The organism is Propionivibrio sp., assembly GCF_047602565.1.
Taxonomy (GTDB): Bacteria; Pseudomonadota; Gammaproteobacteria; order Burkholderiales; family Rhodocyclaceae; genus Propionivibrio.
Genome location: NZ_JASGGX010000001.1, coordinates 1,719,607 through 1,743,220, shown reverse-complemented (window position 1 = coordinate 1,743,220; position 23,614 = coordinate 1,719,607). Strand labels below are relative to the sequence as shown.

At 55.6% G+C, this 23,614-nt stretch carries 21 protein-coding genes; 20 read left to right on the top strand and 1 reads right to left on the bottom strand.

From position 1 onward, the window contains the following. Nucleotides 1-2: 2 nt before the first annotated feature. The 19 genes from QM701_RS08080 to holA all read left to right on the top strand — a co-directional run bounded on the left by QM701_RS08080 (nt 3) and on the right by holA (nt 21,936). Nucleotides 3-1,100, top strand: coding sequence for a DegT/DnrJ/EryC1/StrS family aminotransferase (locus QM701_RS08080; RefSeq protein WP_415166567.1), 1,098 nt, complete (start codon nt 3-5; stop codon nt 1,098-1,100). After that, nucleotides 1,097-2,191, top strand: coding sequence for a non-hydrolyzing UDP-N-acetylglucosamine 2-epimerase (wecB, locus tag QM701_RS08075; RefSeq protein ID WP_415166566.1), 1,095 nt, complete (start codon nt 1,097-1,099; stop codon nt 2,189-2,191). Before QM701_RS08080 ends, wecB (QM701_RS08075) begins: the two co-directional genes overlap by 4 nt. Nucleotides 2,192-2,474: 283 nt before the next feature. Then, complete coding sequence (locus tag QM701_RS08070) at nt 2,475-3,620, top strand: lipopolysaccharide biosynthesis protein (protein WP_415166565.1); 1,146 nt, start codon at nt 2,475-2,477, stop codon at nt 3,618-3,620. Between the two features lie 16 nt (nt 3,621-3,636). Next, on the top strand, nt 3,637-4,815 hold the full coding sequence (locus QM701_RS08065) for a hypothetical protein (RefSeq protein ID WP_415166564.1): 1,179 nt from the start codon (nt 3,637-3,639) through the stop codon (nt 4,813-4,815). Between the two features lie 135 nt (nt 4,816-4,950). Further along, complete coding sequence (gene asnB, locus QM701_RS08060; RefSeq protein WP_415166563.1) at nt 4,951-6,840, top strand: asparagine synthase (glutamine-hydrolyzing); 1,890 nt, start codon at nt 4,951-4,953, stop codon at nt 6,838-6,840. Beyond that, nucleotides 6,813-8,030, top strand: a complete 1,218-nt coding sequence (locus tag QM701_RS08055; RefSeq protein WP_415166562.1) for a D-glucuronyl C5-epimerase family protein — start codon at nt 6,813-6,815, stop codon at nt 8,028-8,030. Before asnB ends, QM701_RS08055 begins: the two co-directional genes overlap by 28 nt. A 105-nt stretch (nt 8,031-8,135) precedes the next feature. After that, the gene (locus tag QM701_RS08050) at nt 8,136-9,221 is read left to right on the top strand and encodes a hypothetical protein (RefSeq protein ID WP_415166561.1); all 1,086 of its coding nucleotides are present in this window, start codon (nt 8,136-8,138) and stop codon (nt 9,219-9,221) included. A gap of 13 nt (nt 9,222-9,234) precedes the next feature. Continuing rightward, entirely contained in the window at nt 9,235-9,438 is a 204-nt protein-coding gene (locus tag QM701_RS08045) for a hypothetical protein (RefSeq protein ID WP_415166560.1), read from the top strand. Nucleotides 9,439-9,549: 111 nt separating this feature from the next. Next, nucleotides 9,550-10,419: a dTDP-4-dehydrorhamnose reductase family protein gene (locus QM701_RS08040; protein WP_415166559.1), complete on the top strand. Its 870-nt coding sequence runs from the start codon at nt 9,550-9,552 to the stop codon at nt 10,417-10,419. Nucleotides 10,420-10,437: 18 nt separating this feature from the next. After that, the gene (locus QM701_RS08035) at nt 10,438-11,448 is read left to right on the top strand and encodes a polysaccharide biosynthesis protein (protein ID WP_415166558.1); all 1,011 of its coding nucleotides are present in this window, start codon (nt 10,438-10,440) and stop codon (nt 11,446-11,448) included. Next, the gene (wecB, locus tag QM701_RS08030; protein WP_415166557.1) at nt 11,441-12,580 is read left to right on the top strand and encodes a non-hydrolyzing UDP-N-acetylglucosamine 2-epimerase; all 1,140 of its coding nucleotides are present in this window, start codon (nt 11,441-11,443) and stop codon (nt 12,578-12,580) included. Before QM701_RS08035 ends, wecB (QM701_RS08030) begins: the two co-directional genes overlap by 8 nt. Before the next feature lie 15 nt (nt 12,581-12,595). Continuing rightward, a complete protein-coding gene (locus tag QM701_RS08025; protein WP_415166556.1) occupies nt 12,596-13,813 on the top strand; it encodes a glycosyltransferase family 4 protein in 1,218 nt (405 codons plus the stop codon). A gap of 324 nt (nt 13,814-14,137) precedes the next feature. Beyond that, nucleotides 14,138-14,698 carry a sugar transferase gene (locus tag QM701_RS08020; protein ID WP_415166555.1) on the top strand — a complete coding sequence of 187 codons (561 nt, stop codon included), beginning with the start codon at nt 14,138-14,140 and terminating at the stop codon, nt 14,696-14,698. Nucleotides 14,699-14,778: 80 nt separating this feature from the next. Continuing rightward, a complete protein-coding gene (locus QM701_RS08015) occupies nt 14,779-15,309 on the top strand; it encodes a nucleoside-diphosphate sugar epimerase/dehydratase (RefSeq protein WP_415166554.1) in 531 nt (176 codons plus the stop codon). After that, the gene (locus QM701_RS08010; protein WP_415166553.1) at nt 15,275-16,705 is read left to right on the top strand and encodes a polysaccharide biosynthesis protein; all 1,431 of its coding nucleotides are present in this window, start codon (nt 15,275-15,277) and stop codon (nt 16,703-16,705) included. The genes QM701_RS08015 and QM701_RS08010 overlap by 35 nt, the downstream gene beginning before the upstream one ends. Before the next feature lie 22 nt (nt 16,706-16,727). Beyond that, a complete protein-coding gene (locus QM701_RS08005) occupies nt 16,728-17,651 on the top strand; it encodes a Wzz/FepE/Etk N-terminal domain-containing protein (RefSeq protein WP_415166552.1) in 924 nt (307 codons plus the stop codon). Between the two features lie 98 nt (nt 17,652-17,749). After that, nucleotides 17,750-20,374 (top strand): leucine--tRNA ligase, encoded by a 2,625-nt coding sequence (gene leuS, locus QM701_RS08000; RefSeq protein ID WP_415166551.1) that lies wholly within the window; start codon nt 17,750-17,752, stop codon nt 20,372-20,374. Between the two features lie 22 nt (nt 20,375-20,396). Further along, on the top strand, nt 20,397-20,906 hold the full coding sequence (gene lptE, locus QM701_RS07995; protein ID WP_415166550.1) for an LPS assembly lipoprotein LptE: 510 nt from the start codon (nt 20,397-20,399) through the stop codon (nt 20,904-20,906). Between the two features lie 4 nt (nt 20,907-20,910). After that, nucleotides 20,911-21,936 (top strand): DNA polymerase III subunit delta, encoded by a 1,026-nt coding sequence (gene holA / locus QM701_RS07990; RefSeq protein WP_415166549.1) that lies wholly within the window; start codon nt 20,911-20,913, stop codon nt 21,934-21,936. A gap of 50 nt (nt 21,937-21,986) precedes the next feature. Here holA and QM701_RS07985 read toward each other — a convergent pair whose 3' ends face one another. Next, nucleotides 21,987-22,235: a hypothetical protein gene (locus QM701_RS07985; RefSeq protein WP_415166548.1), complete on the bottom strand. Its 249-nt coding sequence runs from the start codon at nt 22,233-22,235 to the stop codon at nt 21,987-21,989. 117 nt (nt 22,236-22,352) lie between these two features. Between QM701_RS07985 and QM701_RS07980 the strand changes: the two genes are divergently transcribed. Beyond that, nucleotides 22,353-23,609 carry a glutamate-5-semialdehyde dehydrogenase gene (locus QM701_RS07980; protein ID WP_415166547.1) on the top strand — a complete coding sequence of 419 codons (1,257 nt, stop codon included), beginning with the start codon at nt 22,353-22,355 and terminating at the stop codon, nt 23,607-23,609. Nucleotides 23,610-23,614 lie beyond the last annotated feature (5 nt).

Below are 23,614 nucleotides of genomic sequence, written 5' to 3'. Positions count from 1 at the left end.
GCATGGAAATTCAATTTATTGACCTGAAAACCCAATATCAGGCGCTCAAAGCCTCCATCGATACCCGCATTCAGAGAGTGCTTGACCATGGCCAGTACATCATGGGACCGGAAGTCCGAGAATTGGAGGAAAAGCTAGAAGCCTACACTGGCGCCAAGCACTGCATCACCGTTGCAAGTGGCACCGAGGCGCTCCTGATCTCTCTGATGGCTATCGGCATCAAACCGGGCGACGAAATCATCACCACCCCATTCACCTTCGTGGCTACCGCTGAAGTCATTGCCTTGCTTGGTGCTACCCCAGTCTTCGTAGATATCGAACCGGATACCTGCAACATTGACGCTAGGCTAGTTGAAGCCGCGATTACGCCGAAGACTAGGGCTATCATGCCGGTCAGTCTGTACGGGCAACCTGCCGACATGGACGAGATCAATGCCATCGCCACCCGGCATGGTCTGATGGTCGTCGAAGACGCTGCTCAGAGCTTTGGCGCCGAGTACAAGGGCAGGAAGAGCTGTAATCTGTCCACCATAGGCTGCACCAGTTTCTTCCCGAGCAAACCGCTGGGCTGTTACGGTGATGGTGGGGCCATCTTCACCAGTGACGGCAATTTGGCCAAAGCTATGCGCGAAATTCGTGTCCACGGTCAGGAAAGGCGCTACGTGCATACCCGAATCGGGGTTGGCGGGCGGATGGATACGCTGCAGTGCGCTGTTGTCCTGGCCAAGTTGGAGCGCTTTGAATGGGAAGTCGAGCAACGACTGAGGGTTGGCGCACGCTACAACGAACTGTTGGCAGATAAGCTTTCCATCGTCACACAGCGTTCCGATCGTACCAGCGTCTTCGCGCAATACACAGTGATCGTCGAGAACCGTGGGGAGGTGCAGGAGAGAATGAAGGTCGCGGGGGTGCCGACAGCCGTCCATTACCCTGTGACTCTGCATTCACAACCGGCCTACAAGGCCCTCTGCCGAGCTAGCGGCGACCTGATCCGCTCGGAACGATGTGCAACTCGTGTGATGAGTCTCCCCATGTCTGCGGATCTGGATCAAACCGTTCAGGATGCTATCGTCAAGGTTCTCCTCGAGGCCAATCGATGATCAAGATCGTCACTATCGTCGGTGCTCGCCCGCAGTTCATCAAGGCAGCGGCCATATCGCGAGCCATTTGCGATAAATTCTCGGACCGGGTCTCCGAGGTGCTGGTCCATACCGGCCAGCATTTCGACGCTAACATGTCAAAAGTCTTCTTCGATGAACTGGATATTCCGGAGCCCAAGTACAATCTGGAGATTTCCGGTGGTCAGCATGGTGCGATGACCGGACGTATGCTGGAGGCTGTGGAAAAGGTTCTCCTTGATGAACATCCGGATTGGGTGCTGGTTTATGGCGACACCAACTCCACACTGGCCGGCGCATTGGCTGCAGTCAAATTGCACATCCCGGTTGCGCATGTCGAAGCCGGGCTACGTTCGTTCAATATGCGTATGCCGGAGGAAGTGAATCGGATCGTTTCCGACCGCATCTCGACACTCTTATTCTGCCCGACCGAAACAGCGGTTGGTAACCTGGTTGCCGAGGGTATCACTGCGGGGGTGAGCAATGTCGGCGATGTCATGTTCGACGTGGCCATGCATTATCGGCAGCGCGCCCGGGAGCAAAGCAGGATACTCGATCAACTGGACTTGCAGGAAAGGAGCTTTGTGCTGACTACCTGCCATCGTGCCGAAAACACGAATGACCACCAGCGGCTGCGGCAGATCGTCGAAGCGCTCGCGAGACTTTCCGAGCGTTTTCCGGTCGTTCTTCCGGTCCATCCCAGAACGCGCAAGCTTTTGGTGGAAAGCGGGCTGGACGATAGTTTGGGGAGGGTGCGCATTACCGATCCCATGCCATTTATGGACATGGTGGCCCTAGAACAGGCGGCCAAGGTCATCCTGACGGATTCCGGTGGTGTCCAGAAGGAGGCATTCTTCTATGGAGTGCCGTGCGTGACTATGCGCGACGAGACCGAGTGGACCGAAACCATCTCGGCGCGTTGGAATGTACTGGTGGGGGCGGATACGGATAAAATCGTCAGCGCCGTGATCGGTGCGAAAGAAGGCTGCCAGGGAGTGGCGCCCTACGGTAACGGTAAGGCGAGTGTCAATATCGTAGAGGCCTTGGTTCTGGCATCGGGCGTATCTTGTTAGCTGAGTCTCAAAAGCGCGTCCCAAAGGGCGGCTATGTGGTAGTTGTCGGTTTGACTTCCGATCCTACATATTTGCCGTCGTGGTTTGGGCTGTCGGCAGAGCAGGTAGAAGAAGTTATTGTATCGCCGCATTCTCTAAACAGGCATTTCTGCGATACTGCCGGGGAGTACGGGCTGCGGGATTTCTTCTTACGGGCAGCGGTTTGGCAATGCGGCGGGACTTAGTCGTTTCCGCCGCAGGAATCGGGGTCGGGCAGGTTGTAGCGTTGCTTTCGACACCGGTGTTGGCGAGAATCTACACGCCTGCCCAGTTTGGGGGGTACGCCGCTATCGTTTCATGCGCTGCTGTGATTGCTTCGGTTTCCTCCCTTCGCCTGGACAGCGCCATCCCCGTTGTTCCAGCCGACGACGTGTCTGCCATTAGCAGGTTGGCGCTGATCCTGCCAGTCATCGTCGCGCCGCTGGCACTAGGCGCTGTCGCTCTGCTGCCGGAAGAGATCAACCAGCTCAAATCATCGTTTGCCGATGGTGCGTGGTTGGCAATCGCCATCGTAGCCATCATGCAAGGGGTCACAGCGGTCACGAATTCTCTCTGCACGCGCCGAGGTGATTTTGTTCTTGCCGCATTTGTCAAAGTGGTACAGCCCGCCGCTTTTGCCGGTATCGCGTGGCTTCTTGTCCGTGATCTTTCTGTTGCTCTGGCGACTAGCTGGATTGTTGCGTTATTGGTTGGGACGCGCGCCTTTCGAGGGCTCGGACTGGTGTCGGGTTGGCGCGATTCAATCGATGCCTGCCGGCGCGCTTGGCGTTATCCAGTCTTCTTTGCGCCAGTGTCGTTGCTGGATACATTGACGCAAGCGCTACCCCTATTGGCGATTGTTTCAATTTTTGGCACGGCAGGCGGAGGTAACTATTCTCAAGTCCAGCGCCTGATTGGCGCCCCGCTTATGTTGGTTGGTCTGGCGGTTGGTCAGGTCTTTCTGAAGCATGCAGGCGACCTGATCAGAGCGAGCACCCCTCTCACCCCCCTCTTTCTCAGAGTATTTCGGAACCTCGTCATACTTGCCTGCCTTACCGTTGTGGTGATCGTTTTTGTGGGAGACTGGGCATTGGCAGTTTTCCTTGGACATGGCTGGCGGACAGATACCATGTTCCTGATCCTGGTGATTTTGCCAGTTGTCTTCCGAACGATCGTTTCGCCGATGTCTTCCGTCTTTCTGCTGTATGGCAGAATTGGATTGGTCGCGCTTTGGCAGGTCAGTTACTTCGTTGTAACGGCATTAGCGGTTTTTCTCGGACGATCAGGTGCCTCCCTCGATTATCTCCTTGCAACTCTGGTCTGCAGCGAGTTCATGATGTATCTGACGTATTTCCTTCTGGCTTATTTCTTGGTTCGCCGCGTCGATCGGTACCAGCTTGGCTTGAAATAATCAGGCGGTTTTGGACATGAAAATCGACAATATCTCGCCTGCTGCCTTTTTCTCGGCCTCTCTGCTTATTGGTTACGGTTTGGTTCCAGTGGTCGCATACGTCGAGACCGCGAATCGGTTCTACTTAGATGTCTTATGGCTCGCGATCGTGTCAGCTTTAAGTGTCTTTTTAGCTAGCAAGGTTCGTATATTCGACCTGCCCGGAAGGCTCCAAAAGATAAAGATTAACGCGAACCATTTTCTGTCTGCAGTATTCCTTTTATTCTTTACAGTAGTAGCTTATACGGTGGCGACTGCGCCTGCTGTGCCACTGCTGGCTTGGTTCTCCGGGGCGGATACGGAAGTTCTGGTCGATTTGCGGGAGCAGTTCTTGAAAGCCCGGGTGGGTTGGGAGTCTATTCTTCCATATTTCAATGCGCTGCTTACCAGCACGTTTGTTCCATATGCGCTGGCCCTCATGTTCAGCAAACGACACCCTTGGAGGTGGCGATTATTTTATGCCTTTCTGGTCTATTGTTTGATTTTTATCGAGAAAGTTTACTTTATCAAAGCTATCATTCCTTTGGCGGTGGTTATGTTTGGTAACTTGAAAGCCAATCGTGGAACGCTGTTCGGAATCTCGCTGGCGTCTTTGGCACTCGTGTATGGACTTGCAGTTGTGTCGGGTTTCGGGTCCGGTGAATCGATAGCACCGGATGAGTTCTACTTTTCAAATACGTACCGCCCTTCGGGAACTGGTGAATATCTCGTCTGGAGAGCGTTTTCCGTCCCTGTCTTCACTGCGGCAGATTCGCTTTCCTATTATTTGGATACATATCGAAGCGAGCCACTTTACGGTGCGACGACTGGCATATTTTCGAGCCTCTTCGGGACGGAGAGATTGTATTTCGAAAGGGAAGTATTCGCTTATCAATGGGGCCAAACAGAAAGTGGAACTGGTTCGGCCAACGCCGCATTTTTTATTGATGCCTATATCAATTTCGGCATTCTTGGTGTTGTGCTTATTTCGATAGCTATTGGAAGGATTTTCAATTACATGCGTAGCAGTGATGATATTGCTTTGCGTGCTATTTGGCCGCTGTTTGCATTTGGACTTTATGTGTCCGGGTTTTTTGGCAACCTGTTCAGCAGCGGTTTTCTTTTAATTTTTTTATTCTCAGCGCTCTTTGTTGTCCGGAGCCCTGTACGGTTCTGATGCGTACAAGATGCAGAGTGGCCACACATTTAATATTTGGAATCTGTTATTTCAGTGTTTCAATGTTATTTCATTTGATTAATATCGATACTGATTGGAGCGTAATTTGAAGCTCTCTTTTTTGGGTGAATCGCCGTGTGTGGAATTGTAGGATCTTGGTTTTCTGTCCCTGACAGGAATGTCGAGCTTCGGATGTCCAATGCACTGCTCGCGATGCGCCATCGTGGCCCCGACGACCAAGGTTACGAAGGTTTTGAACTTGAGCCTGGTGGAAAGCTATATCTCGGGCATACTCGTCTTTCGATTATCGACTTGAGTTCGGGCGGTCATCAGCCCATGCCCTCTATTGATGGACGTTATTCCATCGTGTTCAATGGGGAAATCTACAACTATCGGGAACTAAGGCGTGAACTGTTGGCTGCCGGGTACGTATTCAGATCCGACTCCGATACCGAAGTCTTGCTTGTGGCTTGGCGACATTGGGGTGCAGATTGTCTTCCTCGGCTCGTTGGGATGTTTGCATTCGTAATTTTCGATCGTCTCCAACAGACCATTACCTGTGTCAGAGATGCATTTGGAATTAAACCGTTTTTTTATTGCTGCACGCAAAACAGCTTCGCATTTGCGTCCGAGGTTTCGGCGCTGAATTGTATTCGGGAAGGTAAGCCGGAACTCGATCTTCAGCAGACATATGACTACCTGGTGCAGGCAGTTTACGACAGCGGCGAGCGGACGTTCTTTCGTGATGTTCGGCACCTTAGGCCTGGACATCTGCTAACCGTCCAGCTGGGAAGTGGTCTGACCAGCCAGGAAAACTGGTGGAAGCCCGACATCTCTCAACGCTCTTCGCTTTCTTTCGCAGATGCAGCAGAACATCTACGCAGTTTGTTTCTCGACAGCGTTCGATTGCACCTGCGCAGCGATGTACCGTTGGGGGCCGCGTTGTCTGGTGGCTTGGATTCGTCAGCCGTGGTCTGTGCCATGCGCTGTCTTGAACCGGAAGCAACCATCAATACTTTCAGCTACATAGCGGCAGATAGCGCCGTATCCGAGGAAATGTGGGTCGACGACGTTTGTTCGTACGTGGGCTCTCGCGCATATAAGGTGCGCGTCACTTCGGAAGAGTTGGTCCGGGATCTGGACGATATGATCGTGGCGCAAGGAGAGCCTTTTGGGAGTACGAGCATTTATGCCCAATACCGTGTTTTCAAGCTTGCGCGCGAAAATGGCGTGACGGTCACTCTGGATGGGCAGGGCGCCGACGAGTTGCTCGGTGGTTATCACGGATACCCGGGACCACGTTTGCATAGCTTGGTCGATCGCCGCGACTATATCGGTGTGCTTCGCTTTTTGAAAAGCTGGTCGAAGTGGCCTGGTCGAACCTGGCGCGGTGGGGCGGCCCGTCTTGTTGGCGAGTTGACTGACGGAGCACTTCACGACGTTTTGCGGAATCTCGCTGGCCAGCGAAGCGCGCCGGACTGGATCAATACTCAGGTGTTGCGAGAAGCGGGCGTCAAGTTGGAGTGGCCAAGCAGGACAGGCAGTTCAGATGCAGAGAGGCGCCGCATGATGAGCGCCCTGCGTGATGCACTGACAGTGAAAGGACTGCCTGCGCTGCTCCGTCATGCTGATCGCAATTCGATGCATTTTTCCGTAGAGAGCCGTGTCCCGTTCCTGACGATCGAGATGGCCGAATTTCTCCTTTCCCTTCCAGAGCAGCATCTGGTTGCAGACAACGGCGAGAGCAAGTCCATTTTTCGTGCGGCAATGCGAGGGATAGTTCCTGACAGAATTCTGGACAGGAAGGACAAGATCGGCTTTGCGACCCCTGAGCGCGAGTGGTTTTTTGGTATGTCGGATACTATTAGAGGTTGGCTGGGCTCGGATATTGAATTGCCTTTCCTCGACCAGAAAGCTCTACTAAAGGAGTTCGACCAGATCATTGGCGGGCGAAGGCCATTCGGCTGGCAGGTTTGGCGCTGGATCAACTTCTATAGATGGTATCAACTGAGGATCAATACGTGATTTGTTGCTATCTCAAGCTCAGAGGCCTTCAAGGAGGATTCTCGAAGCTTTCTTTAGCGTTTCTAATTGCTTTAACGTGCTACGGAGAGCAAACCTATGCCTCTCCAATCGAGACAGCACAATATATAACCGACAAGCAGATTGTTGAGATTGCCATCAGGACGCTGGGTAGCAACAAACCTCGAGGCAGGACCGGGCAGGATCAGCTTGAAAAACGAGCTGTCGAGGTCAGGACTTGGCTCGAATCGGTCGGAGGGGGTAATTGGTATCGGAATTACCTGAAGCGTTTTGGTTCGCCAATAAGCGTTGAAGAGTTAAAGACCGCTACGCTTCTCGACCTGTTCGAGAGCAGACTCGGCTACTATTACATTCGTAGATTGCCGGCTTCCATCAAGCAAATGACTGTCTTAAGCTGTGAAGTGTCAAGCAATGATAGGCAAGTTTTTTTGAATTTCGAAAATAACCCCACAGCGAAAGCCCAATGCGCGCTGGCGTATTTCGACGCGGCAAGAGCTTTCAACGATTCCGCCGCGCTCAATGCGTTCCGGAGCCGGGCTGAATATTTCCTTCTGAACCATGTCGATGGTCGATGGAACTGGAATTTCGATTTGCCATCAAGGAGTCTGAAGGCACCTTGGATATCTGCACTCACCCAAAGTCAGGGAATTTCAGTGCTACTCAGAGAGTACCAGTTGAGCACGGATCCTCGCTATTTGGATGCAGCCAGAAAGGCTTTGGAGTGGTTAAAAAGACCGACGAAAAAAGATGGGCTGTCCGTGAAAATGGAAAAAGGGGTTTTTTATGAAGAGTATCCGAATATAGAAAACCCAAGCCATGTTCTTAACGGCCACATTTGGGCTTTGTTCGGTATATGGGATTTTTATAGAGTCACAGGCGAGCAGTTCGCAAAATCAATGTTTGACGAAGGCGTTTTGGCGTTGCGTTCAGAGTTGCCGAAATATGATGTCGATTGTTGGTCTGTTTATTCACAGGACAATCGCGTGGATTTCGTAACAGGAGCATATCAGCAATTTATAATTGAACAATTACGCGTAATTCATGCAATTACATCAGACCCTATTTTTAACGTTTATGCAGAAAAATGGGGAAAATGTCTCGTAGAAGATGAACTCTTTATTCGCTTGTCGGCCAGAGAGTTTATGAAATCCAACCCAAGTCCGAAAAAATAATGGACATCGCTTCATACATATCCTAGCCATCGCAAATATAACATTCGTTTATATGTAAATCCAAACTGACATGATTTTTGGAAGCGGGTTTCCAAAGAATTTCATATGAATATACTCGTTGTTTCTAGTTATTTTGGGCCAGAAACCAGTGTCGGCGTCTTGCGCGTCAATGCATTCGTGAAATATTGGGCGAAACTGGATCACCATGTTGACGTGATTACGATGCCATATCGTGGCGAACTTCCTGCGGGGATTAAAGATAATGAGCGCATCCGGGTATTTCAGGTGTCCCCATTTTTAATTGGAGGCCAACAGTCATCGGACTCGCAAGGTTACGCCAAAGGAGCCACCGGCCTGAAGCGGAAAATTGTCCAGTTTCAGTATTGGCTGAAGCGCAGGTTCCTTTGCAATTATCTTGATCCAAGAGTTTTGTGGTGGCCGAGAGCGGCGTATTTTGGTGCTCGCCTGATTCAGAAAATGCGGTATCAGTGCGTTTTTTCTACGGTTCCCTCATATACGGCACACAGTGCGGCTGCCGTCATCAAGGCATCCGACAAGAGCTCGGTTTGGGTTGCTGATTACCGTGATCTTTGGAGTGGCAACCCGATTTTTCCTGGCTGTGCGCCAATCAGATTTCTGGAAAAAATGCATGAAAAATTTGTTCTTCGGTCGGCGGATATCATCATTTCCATCAATGAGCCGCTTGTCACTGAGTTAAGGTCAATTCACGGAGGCAACCGCTTTCTTACCATTCCTAATGGCTTCGATGATGAAGAAATTGCAATCACTGAAAGAGTCGAGGCTTCAGAAAGAAAGACAAGCGCAAAAGTCACAATTGTCTATGCTGGAAGCATTTTGCCAGGTTTGCAGGATCCGACCCCTTTGTTTCAGGCAATCAAAGAGCTTTCAGAGAGCGGGTTGCTCAAACAAGGGGAACTAGAGATCCGGTTCTATGGTGATTATTCGGCCCTAGATAATTTCCCGTTGGCTAGCGATGGATTGGTCGAATATTTTATCGTCAGGTGCGGAAAAGTTCCTCGCAATGAGATTCTTGAAATTCAAAGAAAAGCCGATTTTCTGCTTTTTCTTGGATCAAAACCCGTGGTTGCTGGGATTGGGTTAAACGACCGGCGTTGTAAGCGGAAAGATTTTCGAATACTTGATATCCGGCACGGAAATTCTCGCTGTTAGGGTAACAGATGACATGATTGCCGCTCAGATGATCGCCCAATCATGCACAGGAGATTACTATGGCGACGATGTTGCGAAAATAAAACAGAGACTTCTAAGGGCAGTCCAGGCGGGAAGGGCGCCAAAGGTTGTTCCGAATATGAGCTATCTGGATCAATTCAAACGCAATTATCAGGCGCTGAAGGTGATAAAAAAGGTGGAAGAGCTGGTTCGGTGAGGATTGGCCGCTGATATGGAATCGGTATGCGTTTACCGCCTGTTTTGAAAACCAGTTGACCGTTCTTGCGAATACCTTGTGGTGATCTAATTATGAAGAAGGGAAAATTCGGTGAATAGTGTTGCTGGCAATGTGCTTGTGCTTGGCGCATCCGGAATGTTGGGAAATGCCGTGTTGAGAGTGCTGGCAGGCTCGCCCGGAATGCGAGTGACTGGTACTGTTCGTAGTGTGCGTTCCGCAGCCTTGCTGCCATCTGATTTGCAGCGGAACATTGCGATAACGGCTGACGCAACAGATCTCGACAGTGTTGTTTCGCTGTTCGCCAAATTGCGTCCCGATGTGGTGATCAACTGTGTCGGTTTGGTGAAGCAATTGTCCGAGGTCGATGACCCGCTGATGGCTTTACCGATCAATGCGCTTTTTCCCCATCGTTTGGCACGTTTGTGTGCTGCAAGTGGAGCGCGTCTCGTTCACCTGAGTACAGATTGTGTGTTTTCCGGTGCGAAAGGCATGTATGTCGAGACAGATTTCTCGGACGCAAAGGATCTTTACGGGCGTTCAAAATATCTTGGGGAAGTGGACTATCCGAATGCGATTACCTTGCGTACCTCGATTATTGGTCATGAACTCGATGGCACCCGAAGTTTGATCGGCTGGTTCATGTCGCAGAATGGGCCCGTGAAAGGCTATCGAAAGGCGATTTTTTCCGGCCTTCCAACCGTGGTCGTCGCCCGTATTATTCGAGACTACGTCCTTCCTCGTCCGGATCTGCATGGCCTCTTCCATCTGTCTGCTGAGCCGATAAATAAGTATGACCTCCTTAAGCTGGTTGCGCGCGTGTATGGCAAAGAGATCGATATCGAACCGGATGATCAGCTTGTGATCGATCGATCGCTGGATTCATCTAGATTCAGAAGCGAAACAGGATTCCGGCCGGCTTCGTGGCCAGAGTTGATTCGGGACATGTGTGATTTTTCGTGATTTTTTTGAGTGGGTTTTATGTTTAACGACAGGGTTTTGTTAATCACCGGGGGTACCGGTTCATTCGGCAATGCAGTTCTCCAGCGTTTCCTGCATTCCGATATTTCCGAAATTCGGATTTTTAGCCGCGATGAGAAAAAGCAGGAAGATATGCGCATCGCTTTGAATAGCGAAAAGCTCAAGTTCTACATCGGTGATGTACGGAACTACGACAGTATCCATGACGCGCTCCGCGGCGTTGACTACGTTTTCCATGCTGCAGCGTTGAAACAGGTCCCATCATGTGAGTTTTATCCCATGGAGGCGGTTCGCACCAACGTGCTAGGGGCCGAAAATGTGATGCGCGCGGCGATTGCCAACGAGGTTAAGCGGTGCGTGGTATTGAGTACCGACAAGGCGGTTTACCCTATCAATGCGATGGGTATTTCCAAAGCGATGATGGAGAAGTTGATGGTGGCCAAGTCGCGCTTGTGTGATCCCGGCAAGACAGTTCTTTCGGCGACACGCTATGGCAACGTGATGGCTTCACGCGGTTCCGTGATTCCCCTGTTTATGGATCAACTCCAGTCGGGCAAGCCGTTGACGATAACCGATCCAAGCATGACCCGTTTTCTCATGACTCTTGAGGAGTCAGTAGACTTGGTTTTGTACGCGTTCAAAAATGCACGTCCGGGCGATATCTTCGTCCAAAAGGCGCCTGCATCCACTGTGGGCGACTTGGCTCAGGCGATCAAGGAATTGCTCGGCAGGGACAACGAAATCAGGGTCATTGGCACCCGACATGGGGAGAAGCTTTACGAATCGCTGCTGTCTCGTGAAGAAATGGCCCGGGCCGAAGATTTGGGAGATTATTACCGGGTGCCTGCAGATTCTAGAGATTTGAACTACGCGAAGTATTTTGTCGAAGGGGAAACTGACGTTTCGACGTTGGATGATTACACCTCGCACAACACCGAACGCCTCGATGTCGAGGGCGTCAAGAAAACCCTGATGAAGCTGGATATCATTCGGGAGGCTGTCAATGCGTAAGTTGAAGGTAATGACGATCGTCGGGACTCGGCCCGAGATCATCCGACTGTCGCTAGTCATGGCTAAGTTGGACCAGCATTGCGAGCACTTCATCGTGCATACCGGCCAGAACTACGATTACGAGTTGAACGAGGTGTTTTTCAGCGACTTGGGGATACGCAAGCCTGACATGTTTCTTGAAGCGGCCGGGGCTACGGCGGCTGAGACGATCGGACAGGTGATCATGACTGCTGACAAGGCGCTGCAACAGTATGAGCCGGACGCCTTGCTGTTGCTGGGCGATACCAACAGTTGCCTGGCGGCGATCGCGGCCAAACGACGCAAGATACCCATCTTCCACATGGAGGCTGGTAATCGCTGCTTCGATTTTCGCGTGCCGGAGGAGATCAATCGCCGGATCGTCGATCATACGTCGGATATCAACCTGACCTACAGCGAGATTGCCCGCGAATACCTCTTGCGTGAGGGGCTGCCGCCGGACCAGGTAATCAAGACGGGCAGCCCTATGCGGGAGGTAATTGAGCATTACAGGCTGGGTATCGAGGCATCGGATGTCCTCAATCGCTTGGGATTGGCTCAACACCGTTACTTCGTGGTGAGTTCTCATCGCGAAGAGAATGTAAACTCGCCGGAAAATCTCAGAAGGCTCTTCCATATTCTGAATTCCCTAGCTGAAAAATATCAAGAACCGGTCATTGTTTCGACTCACCCGCGTACCCGCAAGCGCTTGGAAGTCATGAACCTGGAAGCGCATCCGCTGGTCCGGTTCCTGAAACCATTTGGTTTTCTCGACTACATCAAGTTGCAAACCGAGGCGCGTTGTGTCCTGTCGGATAGCGGAACTGTAACGGAAGAATCGTCCATCCTTAACTTCCCGGCCCTCAATCTGCGCGAGGTTCACGAGCGGCCGGAAGGTTTTGAGGAGGCGGCAGTAATGATGGTTGGCTTGAGCGTCGATCGCGTCATGCAAGGATTGGCCATTCTCGGTGGCCAACCGCGCGGTGAAGATCGCGTGCTTCGTCTGGTTGATGATTATTCGCCGAACAACGTTTCAGACAAGGTGCTGCGTATTGTTCAGAGCTATACGGATTTCGTGAATCGGAAGATCTGGCATAAGCCAGAAGTGGCTTAAGCTGGACGTACCTTTATGCGCGTTCTCGTCGTTTCCCAATATTACTGGCCGGAAACTTTTCGTATCACGGAGGTTGTGCAAGCACTTCGAGACGAAGGCTGCGAGATGCTGGTATTGACGGGCCAGCCCAACTACCCGGACGGCGTGCCCTTCAAAGGGTACTCCTGGTGGTCGGTGGGGGTCGAGCAGCACGATGGCGTGACGATTTTTCGGGTGCCGCTTTTTCCAAGAGGAAATGGTCGCGCGCTACGTTTGTTACTTAACTATTTGTCCTTCATTTTATGCGCCACGGTATTTGGCTCTTGGTTGTTGCGTGGCCGTCCAATTGACAAATTATTCGTGTTTGGGCTGTCGCCCATCTTGCAGGCGATACCCGCTATCTGGCTCGCGCGTTTTAAAAAAGCCTCCCTGGTCACATGGATTCAAGACTTATGGCCGGAAAGCTTGAGTGCTGCTGGTTTCGTGCATAACCCAAAGCTACTCGTTGCGGTTTCGTGGCTTGTAGAGTGGATATATCGGAAAAATGATTTGCTTTTGGTTCAATCTCGGGCCTTCATTGAACCGGTCCGAGCGATGGCCGGAAATACGCCAGTTCTTTATCACCCAAATCCCGGAGATTTTGCATTTTCGGATTCGGATGTTGGTGCCAAGTGTCCGCTAGGTTTCGGTTCTGGATTCAATGTGGTATTTGCCGGAAACCTAGGGACGGTGCAATCACTCGAGACGATCATTGGTGCCGCCGAGCTTTTGTTGGATGAAAAGGACATCACGCTGATTTTAGTTGGCAGTGGGAGTCGTAGTGAATGGCTTAAATCGGAAATTGCACGTCGAAATTTGTCTAATGTGCGTTTGCCCGGACGTTTCCCTCTTTCGGCAATGCCTTCAATTATGTCGAGTGCCTCGGCTCTTCTTGTAAGTCTGGTGCGGAACAAAATCATCAATCAAACAGTGCCGAGCAAGGTGCAGGCCTACTTGGCTGCTGGAAAGCCGATTATTGCATCACTTGATGGCGAGGGGGCGAGTGTCATTCTTGAGGCGGGAGCGGGTATTGCGTCGGCCGCAGAAGATGTTTTCGGGCTGGCTTGCGCAATAAGGAAGTTGAGAGACTCACCAACCCATGTGCTCGAAGAAATGGGGGAGAACGCTCGCGCCTACTACGAGAACCACTTCGAGCCACGTTTCTTAGCTCGAAATTTGAAAGAAGCACTCTTGGCGACTCGGACGAAACGTTGATGATTTTATTGACAGGCGCTTCTGGTTTCCTTGGGGCGAGGCGTATGCGCCTCGGTGGCACGGATGCATCGACTCTGCGCCGGGCAGACCAGCCCGGCTGATTCCGGTGCCGGTGGGCTTGATCGCGCTAGGTGCAAAGTTGATTGGCCGACCAGGTGTCGCTCAGCGTCTTTGCGGCTCGTTGCAGGTGGATATCGGCAAGACCAAGACCTTGACTGGATACCGCTTATTACTGTCGACGAAGATTAAGGAGGACAGCGGCGCACTGGATTCAATCGCAGTAAGCATCGGGCGGTTAAAATATGCTTTTTTTGATTGTTCTTAATGAAGCGTCTGTTTGATTTCCTTCTTGGCGTGTGTGCTGCAGCGGTTCTAGCGTTGCCCATTGTGGTTGTTGCTATCTTGGTACGCCTGACGTCGAATGGCCCTGTCCTGTATTGGTCAGATCGCGTAGGAAAAAGCAATGCTATTTTCAGGATGCCGAAATTTCGCAGCATGCGTGTTGGAACCCCGGCTGTTGCGACCCATCTGCTTCAAGATCCAAAGGCACACCTGACGCCGATTGGTTCCTTCTTGCGTAAGTCCAGCTTGGATGAGTTGCCACAGTTGTGGAGTATCCTCAAAGGGGATATGAGTTTCGTCGGGCCTCGCCCGGCGCTATTCAACCAGGATGATCTTATCTCGTTACGTACGAGGTATGGGGTGCACGAACTGGTACCGGGTTTGACGGGCTGGGCACAGGTTAATGGAAGGGATGAATTGCCTATATCAGAGAAAGTGAAGCTCGACGTCGAATATTTGCAACGGCAGTCTTTTGGGTTCGACATAAAGATCCTCTGGATGACCTTCATCAAAGTGCTGCATCGGGAAGGAGTATCGCATTGATGAGTACTTCCATACGTTTTTTAAGCAAGCTGCTGATAGCATGCTTGATTATTAAATAGTGACCTTAGAAACTGCAATCGATGCTAAAGACATTCTTGAAACTGTCGCGGCGAAAAAAGCAACTTGTTGCGGTTGTGACGGACTATGTGCTGCTTTTTTTTGCTTTTTGGTCTGCATTGGCGCTCCGGTTTGAAACGCTGACTCCGGATTATTCCAGCTATGGCTGGCAAATGTTTGCGGCACCGATTTTGGCGATTCCGATATTCGTCCGGTTAGGTTTGTATCGCGCCGTGATTCGGTTCATGGAGGACCGGGTATTGGCTGTTGTTGCTGGCGGCGTGACGCTTTCAGTGTTGTTGCTGGCGGCGCTTGCCGCCTTGACGCATTCCACAGGATTGTCTCGGGGAGTGCTTGGAATCTATTGGCTCCTGGCTATCGTCTATGTGGGTGCGACGCGTTTTCTGGCGCGCAGCTATTTCCTTCGCGCGGAGCGCCAGCAGGACTCGCGCAAACCGGTCGTAATCTATGGGGCAGGGCGCTCAGGAACACAGCTAGCACTAGCCCTGAAGGCGGGGCGTGATTATTTGCCCGTGGCGTTTGTCGAACGATAAATCGGTCATCCAGAACATCGAGCTCGCCGGACTGCGCGTCCATTCGCCTGATGAGCTTGCTGACATCATCGTGGCAAAGAATGTTGAAGAGATTTTGCTTGCCGTTCCGTCGGCCAGCCGCCAGCGGCGTGCGGAAATCATTAACAGCCTGGAGTATCTGCAGCGCAAGGTGAAGCTGCTGCCGAGCATGTCGGAATTGGTGAGTGGGAGCATTACGGCAGAGTCGATTCGCGAGGTGGAGATCGACGATCTGCTGGGTCGAGATCCCGTGAGCCCGGATTTAAGCTTGCTCGGTAAGTGTATTACGGGCAAGGTGGTCTTGGTCTCAGGGGCGGGAGGATCGATTGGTTCCGAACTGTGCCGTCAGATTATCCGCATGAAACCTTTGCGGCTGGTCTTGATGGAGCTTTCGGAATTCGCGCTGTATTCGATCGAGCAGGAGTTGTCGGCGCTGTGCGCGAGTAAGAACTTGCCGGTCGAAATCATTCCCTTGCTCGGGTCGGTGATTCACCTGCATCGGAACGAGCGCATCATGAAAAGCTTCGGCGTGCACACGGTGTATCACGCGGCGGCATACAAACACGTACCGCTGGTCGAGCACAATCCGATCGAAGGTGTGCGCAACAATGTCGTGGGGACGCGGCGAATGGCAGAAGCAGCACTGGCCGCCAGTGTCGAGACCTTCGTGCTGATTTCCACCGACAAGGCGGTGCGGCCGACCAACGTCATGGGTGCGACCAAGCGGCTGGCCGAACTTGTCCTGCAGGGGTTGGCGCGAAATGGAGGGAAAACGCGATTTTGCATGGTGCGTTTCGGCAATGTGCTGGGCTCGTCGGGCTCCGTGGTGCCGCTTTTTCGCAAGCAGATCGCGGCAGGTGGCCCGATCACCTTGACCCATCCTGAGATCACGCGGTATTTCATGACTATCCCGGAGGCGGCGCAACTGGTGATCCAGGCTGGGGCGATGGGCCAGGGAGGCGAGGTCTTCGTGCTGGACATGGGGCAGCCGGTCAGGATCATGGACTTGGCGCGGCGCATGATCCGCTTGAGCGGCTTGACGGTAAAGGACGAGCACAGGCCGGACGGCGACATAGCGATCGAGATCGTCGGACTCCGCCCGGGCGAAAAGCTTTACGAGGAGCTGCTGATCGGTAAGAACGTGGAGGGAACGGCCCATCCGCTGATCATGCGTGCTTACGAGCATGAGCTTCCCTGGCCGATATTGGAAGAACGCCTGACTGTGCTTGATGTGGCGTGTCAGTCTTTCGCTTACGAGCAGGTACTGGAACTGCTGGCTTCACTGGTGCACGAATATACGCCGACACGGCATGACGAAAACCTGCTCTTGTGGGAGACGTTGGCTGCCGGGGAGGCTAAGGACGCGGTATTGCACTGAATTCTGATGATAAGGATTGTCGATGAACGAAATGCAGTTTGTGGAAGAGGACGAAATCAGCCTGTTCGATCTTTTGCAAAGATTGCGTGAAGGCTGGAAGATCGTGCTGGGTATAACGGCGCTGGGTGTCGCGGTAGCGCTTTGTGCGATTTTCTCAATTCCGTCAAAGTATGAGGCCGTCGCTATCGTCCAGGTTGGCTTGGTCGGTCAGATCAGTCCGCTTGGTCAAGGTGGCCAAGTCGGCCAACTCAAGGTCACTGGGATACCGATAGAAACTCCCATGCAAACGGTTGAGCGAATGAAGACGTCGGCATTTCAGAGTCGAGTGGCCGAAACTTTGGGTGATCGGCAGTGGGCGGCGGATATTACGCGATCTAATTCCGGATCGGCCCACGATTTAACGCTCCAGGTCATTAAAGCTACCTTAGGGTCGGAGCAGGTGCCGTTAATTGATCTGCGCGCCAGCGGTCCAACCCGTGAGGCCGCACAGAAAAAAGCGGAGGCAGTCATCAGCCAGCTCGGCAAGGTGCACGCCGACCTAGCGCAGCCTGCCATCGCACGGATGCGCACCGATCTGGCGATCAGTCGGGAGAAACTGGCCAGCGCTGAGCGCGACCTGGAGAGTCTGACCAAGCTGATGTCCAGCGCTTCCGTGAAGGATGATCGCTTCACGCAGCTTGCGCTGGTTACTTCGTTGCGGATTGAGAAAGAGGCGGATACATTCAATCAAAGGCAGATGATCATGGCCTTGGAGACCGCGCTTGCAGCACCAGCGACCCAGCCGGTAAGGGCGATCGAGTCGGTTTTCGTTGCTGACAAGCCGGCCTCGCCGAAAAAGGCTCTTCTGCTCGCGCTGGGACTAGTCGGGGGCCTACTGGTTGGTGTGATGTGGGTCTTTGTTGCCGATGCTTGGAAACGGGCGCGCGAGCGTCGTAGTGCTGTGTAGTTCCGGCCTGGAGGACGAGTGAACCCAAAGCCCGCGCGGCCTTGGACGCTTGAACCGCGTATAATCCAGCGTTCAGTTCATTTCCAATCCCTCCAGCCATGCAGGAAAAATACCAGCCCCAAGAAATCGAACTTGCCACCCAGGCGCATTGGAAAAAGACCGGTGCGGCGCGCGCCGTCGAGGATGCAAGCAAGCCCAAGTACTACTGCCTGTCGATGTTCCCGTACCCGTCGGGCAAGCTGCACATGGGGCACGTACGCAATTACACGATCGGGGACGTGCTGAGCCGTTTCCACAAGATGCGGGGCTTCAACGTCATGCAGCCGATGGGCTGGGACGCTTTCGGCATGCCGGCGGAGAACGCGGCGATCCAGAACAACGTGCCGCCGGCCCAATGGACCTACTCCAACATCGACTACATGAAGGGGCAGCTCAACCGCCTGGGCTTCGCGCTCGATTGGGAGCGGGAACTGGCGACCTGCCGGCCCGAGTATTACCGCTGGGAACAGTGGCTGTTCACACGTCTGTTCGAGAAGGGGCTGGTGTATAAGCGCTACGGCACGGTGAACTGGGACCCGGTCGACCAGACGGTGCTGGCCAACGAGCAGGTGATCGACGGGCGCGGCTGGCGCTCCGGCGCACTGGTCGAGAAGCGCGAGATCCCCATGTACTACATGAAGATCACCGCCTACGCCGAGGAACTGCTGGCCGACCTCGACCGGCTGCCGGGCTGGCCGGAGCAGGTCAAACTGATGCAGAAGAACTGGATCGGCAAGAGCGAGGGCGTGCGTTTCGCGTTCCCGTATGAACTCGACGGCAAGGCGGAGAAGCTCTGGGTGTTCACCACCCGCGCCGACACGATCATGGGCGTCACCTTCGTCGCCGTGGCCGCCGAACATCCGTTGGCGACCCATGCGGCGAAGAGCGATCCCGAGCTCGCCGCGTTCATCGAGGAGTGCAAGCAGGGCGGCGTCGCCGAGGCCGACCTCGCGACGATGGACAAGAAGGGCATGCCGACCGGCATTTTCGTCACCCATCCGCTGACCGGCCAAAAGGTCGAAGTGTGGGTCGGCAACTACGTGCTGATGGGCTACGGCGACGGCGCGGTGATGGCCGTGCCGGCGCACGACGAACGCGATTTCGCGTTCGCCAAAAAATATGGCATTCCGATCGTCCAGTCGGTGGGCGCCAGGCAAGACGGCAAGGAACTCGGGTTCTCGACCGATGCCTGGCAGGAGTGGTACGCCACCAAGGACGGCTACTGCGTCAATTCGGATAAGTACACCGGGCTCGGTTACAAGGCCGCGGTCGATGCCATCGCCGCCGATCTCGCTGGTCTGGAACTCGGCGGGAAGAAAGTCCAGTTCCGCCTGCGCGACTGGGGCATCTCGCGCCAGCGCTACTGGGGCTGCCCGATCCCGATCATCCACTGCGACAGCTGCGGCGACGTGCCGGTGCCCGACGACCAGTTGCCGGTCGTGCTGCCGGAAAACGTGACTGTCACCGGTGCCGGCAGCCCGCTGGCGAAGATGCCCGAATTCTACGAGTGCACCTGTCCCCAATGCGGCAAGCCGGCGCGGCGCGAAACCGACACGATGGATACCTTCGTCGAGTCGTCGTGGTACTTCCTGCGCTACTGCTGCCCGGATAACGACAAGGCGATGGTCAACGAGCGCGTCGCCTACTGGTGCAAGGGCGGCATCGACCAGTACATCGGCGGCATCGAGCACGCCATCCTGCACCTCCTGTATTCGCGCTTTTGGACCAAGCTGATGCGCGACGTCGGTCTGTTCGATGCCGAGAAACTCGACGAGCCGTTCGCCAACCTGCTGACGCAGGGCATGGTCGTCGCGCCGACCTTCTACCGCGAAGACGCCGAAAGCAAGAAAACCTGGATCAACCCGGCCGACGTCGAGCTGACCTGTGACGAGCGCGGCCGCCCGGTGGCCGCCACGCTGCGCGCCGACGGGCAGCCTGTGCTCATCGGCGGCATCGAGAAGATGTCGAAGTCGAAGAACAACGGCGTCGACCCACAGGCGCTGATCGACCAGTACGGCGCCGACACGGCGCGCCTGTTCATCATGTTCGCGTCGCCGCCTGACCAGTCGCTGGAATGGTCGGATGCCGGCGTGGAAGGCGCGTACCGCTTCCTCAAACGGGTCTGGCGCATCGTTTTCGAGCACGTCTCGGCGGGCGCCGTGTCGGCCTTCGCCGGCGGCGAGCTGTCGGCTGAATTGAAAGCGTTCCGGCGCCAGCTGCATCAGACGATCAACAAGGTCGCCGATGACTACGGTCGCCGGCAGCAGTTCAACACGGCCATCGCCGCGGTAATGGAACTGCTCAATGCCTACGCCAAGCTGAGCGAGGATTCGCCAACGGCCCGCGCGGTCCGGCAGGAGGCGCTGGAAGCGGTCGCGCTGCTGCTGTATCCGATCGTGCCGCACATTTGCGAAGCGCTGTACGCCGAGCTGCGTCCGGGCCAGGCAGCGGGCGCACAGGCGTTCCCGCAAGCCGACGCCGGCGCCCTGGTGCAGGATGAGATCGAGCTGGTGCTGCAGGTCAACGGCAAGCTGCGCGGCAGTCTGCACGTGCCGGCCGGCGCGGACAAGGGCGCGATCGAGACGGCGGCGCTTGCCTGCGACGCCGCGCAGAAACATCTCGAAGGCAAGGCGCCGAAGAAAGTGATCGTCGTACCCGGGCGCCTGGTCAACATCGTGGTTTGAACGCCGTTTGCGGAGAATACGCATGATCCGGTTGGTTCGCGACGTCGTCTTCGCCTGCGCGGTGCTGGCGCTGTCGGGCTGCGGCTTCCAGCTGCGCGGGGCGTATTCGCTGCCCTACGAGAGCATCTACGTCGCGGCGGGAGACAACGTGATCGGCGCCGGGCTCAAGCGGCAAATCCGCGCCTCCGGAGGCACGCGGGTCGCGGAGACCGCGGAGGATGCGCAGGCCTCGTTCATCCCGGCGGGCGAATGGCGCGATTCCATCATCATGTCTCTTTCCGGTTCCGGACGCGTGCGCGAGAAACGCCTGCGCTACCGCTATGCCTATCGGATCGTCAACGCCAAGGGGCGCGATCTGGTGCCGCAGGCGTACGTCGAACTGACCCGCGACGTGAGCTACGCCGATTCGGCGACGCTGGCCAAGACGCAGGAAGAAGAGTTGCTGTGGCGCGATATGGAAAGCGACCTCATCCAGCAGTTGATGCGCCGCCTGGTGACGGCCAAGCCGAAGCCGCCGGCCGAGACGGAATAAGACCATGCAGCTCAGGGGGGAGCAGCTCGCCGCCCATCTCGAAAGGGCTCTGCAGCCCATCTATACCGTCTATGGCGACGAACCCCTGCTGGTCATCGAAGCCGCCGATGCGGTGCGCGCCGCGGCGCGGCGGCAAGGCTTCGCCGAGCGCGAGGTATTGACGGCGATCGCCGGCTTCAACTGGAACGACCTCGGCAGCACCGCCTGCAACATGTCCCTGTTCGGCGGGCGCAAGCTCATCGATCTGCGCATTCCGACCGGCAAGCCGGGCCGCGAGGGCAGCGCGGCGCTGCAGGACTATTGCGCGCGCCCGTCGCCGGATGCGCTGCTGCTGGTGACGCTGCCGGGACTCGACTGGAGCGAGGAAAAGGCCGTCTGGCTCAAGACGCTGACCGAAGCCGGCGCGACGATCAAGCTGACGCCGCCGAATCTCGGGGACCTGCCGGCCTGGATCGCCGGGCGCCTGCAACGCCAGCAGCAAGGCGCGGACAGGGAAGGCCTGCGCTTCATCGCCGAGCGCGTCGAGGGCAACCTGCTCGCGGCGCACCAGGAAATTCTCAAGCTCGGCCTGTTGTATCCGCCAGGAAAGTTGTCGTTCGAGCAGATACGCGACGCCGTGCTGAACGTCGCGCGCTATGACCTGGACGGCTTGCGCGAAGCCTTGCTGTCGGGCGATCTGACGCGCCTGGCCCGAACCCTGGAAGGCCTGCGCCAGGAAGGCGAGGCGCCTCCGCTCGTGCTATGGGCGATGACCGAGGAAGTGCGCGCGCTGGCGCAGGCCAAGGCCGGCGTGGCCGCAGGCCGTCCCGTCGATCTGGTGTTGAAGGAAGCGCGGGTGTGGGGCGCGCGGCAGGCGCTGTTCAAGAAAGCCATGCAGCGGATCGGCAACGATCAGGCTAGGGCGGCAGTGCGGTTTGCGGCCCGTATCGACCGGCTGGTCAAAGGGATCGGAGCGGGGGACGTCTGGGATGAGTTTCTGCGTCTCGGCCTGATGCTGTCCGGACGTCAGTTTTCCTGCGGAGAAGAGTGACCTGCCGCGGCGATCGGCGTGCCGCGATGGATGTGAGGTTGGGGCCGGGGTCAGTCCGGGTTGTTCTTCTTGTCGTTTTCCGGCGCATCCGGCGCGAGGTGTTCCCACAGACAGTCGTCGCGCCATTCGAATTCGTCGTTCAGCGCCTGGCAGCATTTGCTTTGTACCAGGCATTCGCCCTTGCAGCCCTCCTCGACGACGACGACGGCCAACTCAGGATCGATCTTTCTTTCCCCGTCCCAGAAACTGCACGTCGCGCAGATTTTGACTTCGGCGGGAAGAATCAGCTTTTTGCCCATATCGGATGCTAATGAAGTAACTGTGAGCATAGGAGTGCGTTTTTATTCAATGGTTCAATTCAAGAAACCTGCGCTGGCTATAATGAAGTCTTTACCTGACGAACGAACCGGATGGCCATGGATATCCAGCAGTACATGATGACCGTCGGCTCGCAGGCGAGGGAGGCCTCCCGCCATATCGCCCGCGCCGACGCCAATGCCAAGAACGCGGCGCTGAGTGCCTTGGCCGGAGCCATAGCACGCGATTCTAGCGCACTTCTTGAGGCGAATCGGGAAGATATTGCCTCTGCGCGCGCCGCCGGCATGGTGCCGGCGATGATCGACCGCCTGACGCTGACCGCGAAAAGCGTCGCCACCATGGCCGCGGGCATCGAGCAGGTGGCGGGCTTGCCCGACCCGGTCGGCGAGATTACCGATCTGAAGTTCCGGCCGAGCGGCATCCAGGTCGGCCGGATGCGGGTGCCGCTGGGCGTCGTCGGCATCATCTACGAGGCGCGGCCGGGCGTCACCGCCGACGCGGCGGCGCTGTGCCTGAAATCGGGCAACGCGGCCATCCTGCGCGGCGGCTCGGAGGCCATCCGCAGCAACCGCGCGATCGCCGCGCTGGTGCATGAGGGCCTAGCGGCGGCGGGGCTGCCGCGGCACGCCGTGCAGGTCGTGGATACCACCGACCGCGCGGCGGTCGGCTGCCTGATCACCATGCGCGAGCATGTCGACGTGATCGTGCCGCGCGGCGGCAAGGGGCTCATCGCGCGCCTGCTCGCCGAGGCGCGGGTGCCGATGATCCAGCACCTCGACGGCAACTGCCACGTGTACCTCGACGACGACGCCGAGGCGGCAATGTCCGTGCGCATCGTCGAAAACGCCAAGACGCAGCGTTACGGCACCTGCAACACGGCCGAATCGCTGCTGGTGGCGCGCGCGCGCGCGGCGGATCTGCTGCCGCCGGTGGCGGCGATGCTGCGCGCCAAGGGCGTGGAAATCCGCGGCTGCGCCGAGACGCGGGCGCTGGTCGAAGAGGCGCTGCCGGCGAGCGAGGAAGACTACGCCAGCGAGTTTCTCGCGCCGGTCATCTCGGTCAAGGTGGTGGAGGGGATCGACGAAGCGATCGCGCACATCAACCGCTACGGCTCGCACCATACCGACACCATCGTCACCGAAAACTACACCCGGGCCTTGCGCTTCCTGCGCGAGGTCGATTCGGCGTCGGTCATGGTCAATGCCTCGACGCGCTTTGCCGACGGCTTCGAATACGGGCTGGGGGCGGAGATCGGCATTTCCACCGACAAGATCCATGCGCGCGGTCCGGTCGGGCTGGAAGGGCTGACCAGCCAGAAATGGGTGGTGCTCGGCACGGGGCAGGTCAGGGGATGAGCGCG

Coding starts and splice junctions, on each gene's coding strand:
- QM701_RS08055 (WP_415166562.1), top strand. CDS start 6,813: ATGGTATCAACTGAGGATCAATACGTGATTTGTTGCTATCTCAAGCTC.
- QM701_RS08015 (WP_415166554.1), top strand. CDS start 14,779: ATGCTAAAGACATTCTTGAAACTGTCGCGGCGAAAAAAGCAACTTGTT.
- lptE (WP_415166550.1), top strand. CDS start 20,397: ATGATCCGGTTGGTTCGCGACGTCGTCTTCGCCTGCGCGGTGCTGGCG.
- QM701_RS08005 (WP_415166552.1), top strand. CDS start 16,728: ATGAACGAAATGCAGTTTGTGGAAGAGGACGAAATCAGCCTGTTCGAT.
- wecB (WP_415166557.1), top strand. CDS start 11,441: ATGCGTAAGTTGAAGGTAATGACGATCGTCGGGACTCGGCCCGAGATC.
- QM701_RS08035 (WP_415166558.1), top strand. CDS start 10,438: ATGTTTAACGACAGGGTTTTGTTAATCACCGGGGGTACCGGTTCATTC.
- leuS (WP_415166551.1), top strand. CDS start 17,750: ATGCAGGAAAAATACCAGCCCCAAGAAATCGAACTTGCCACCCAGGCG.
- QM701_RS08020 (WP_415166555.1), top strand. CDS start 14,138: ATGAAGCGTCTGTTTGATTTCCTTCTTGGCGTGTGTGCTGCAGCGGTT.
- wecB (WP_415166566.1), top strand. CDS start 1,097: ATGATCAAGATCGTCACTATCGTCGGTGCTCGCCCGCAGTTCATCAAG.
- QM701_RS08050 (WP_415166561.1), top strand. CDS start 8,136: ATGAATATACTCGTTGTTTCTAGTTATTTTGGGCCAGAAACCAGTGTC.
- QM701_RS08025 (WP_415166556.1), top strand. CDS start 12,596: ATGCGCGTTCTCGTCGTTTCCCAATATTACTGGCCGGAAACTTTTCGT.
- QM701_RS08065 (WP_415166564.1), top strand. CDS start 3,637: ATGAAAATCGACAATATCTCGCCTGCTGCCTTTTTCTCGGCCTCTCTG.
- QM701_RS07980 (WP_415166547.1), top strand. CDS start 22,353: ATGGATATCCAGCAGTACATGATGACCGTCGGCTCGCAGGCGAGGGAG.
- QM701_RS08080 (WP_415166567.1), top strand. CDS start 3: ATGGAAATTCAATTTATTGACCTGAAAACCCAATATCAGGCGCTCAAA.
- QM701_RS07985 (WP_415166548.1), bottom strand. CDS start 22,235: ATGGGCAAAAAGCTGATTCTTCCCGCCGAAGTCAAAATCTGCGCGACG.
- QM701_RS08045 (WP_415166560.1), top strand. CDS start 9,235: ATGATTGCCGCTCAGATGATCGCCCAATCATGCACAGGAGATTACTAT.
- holA (WP_415166549.1), top strand. CDS start 20,911: ATGCAGCTCAGGGGGGAGCAGCTCGCCGCCCATCTCGAAAGGGCTCTG.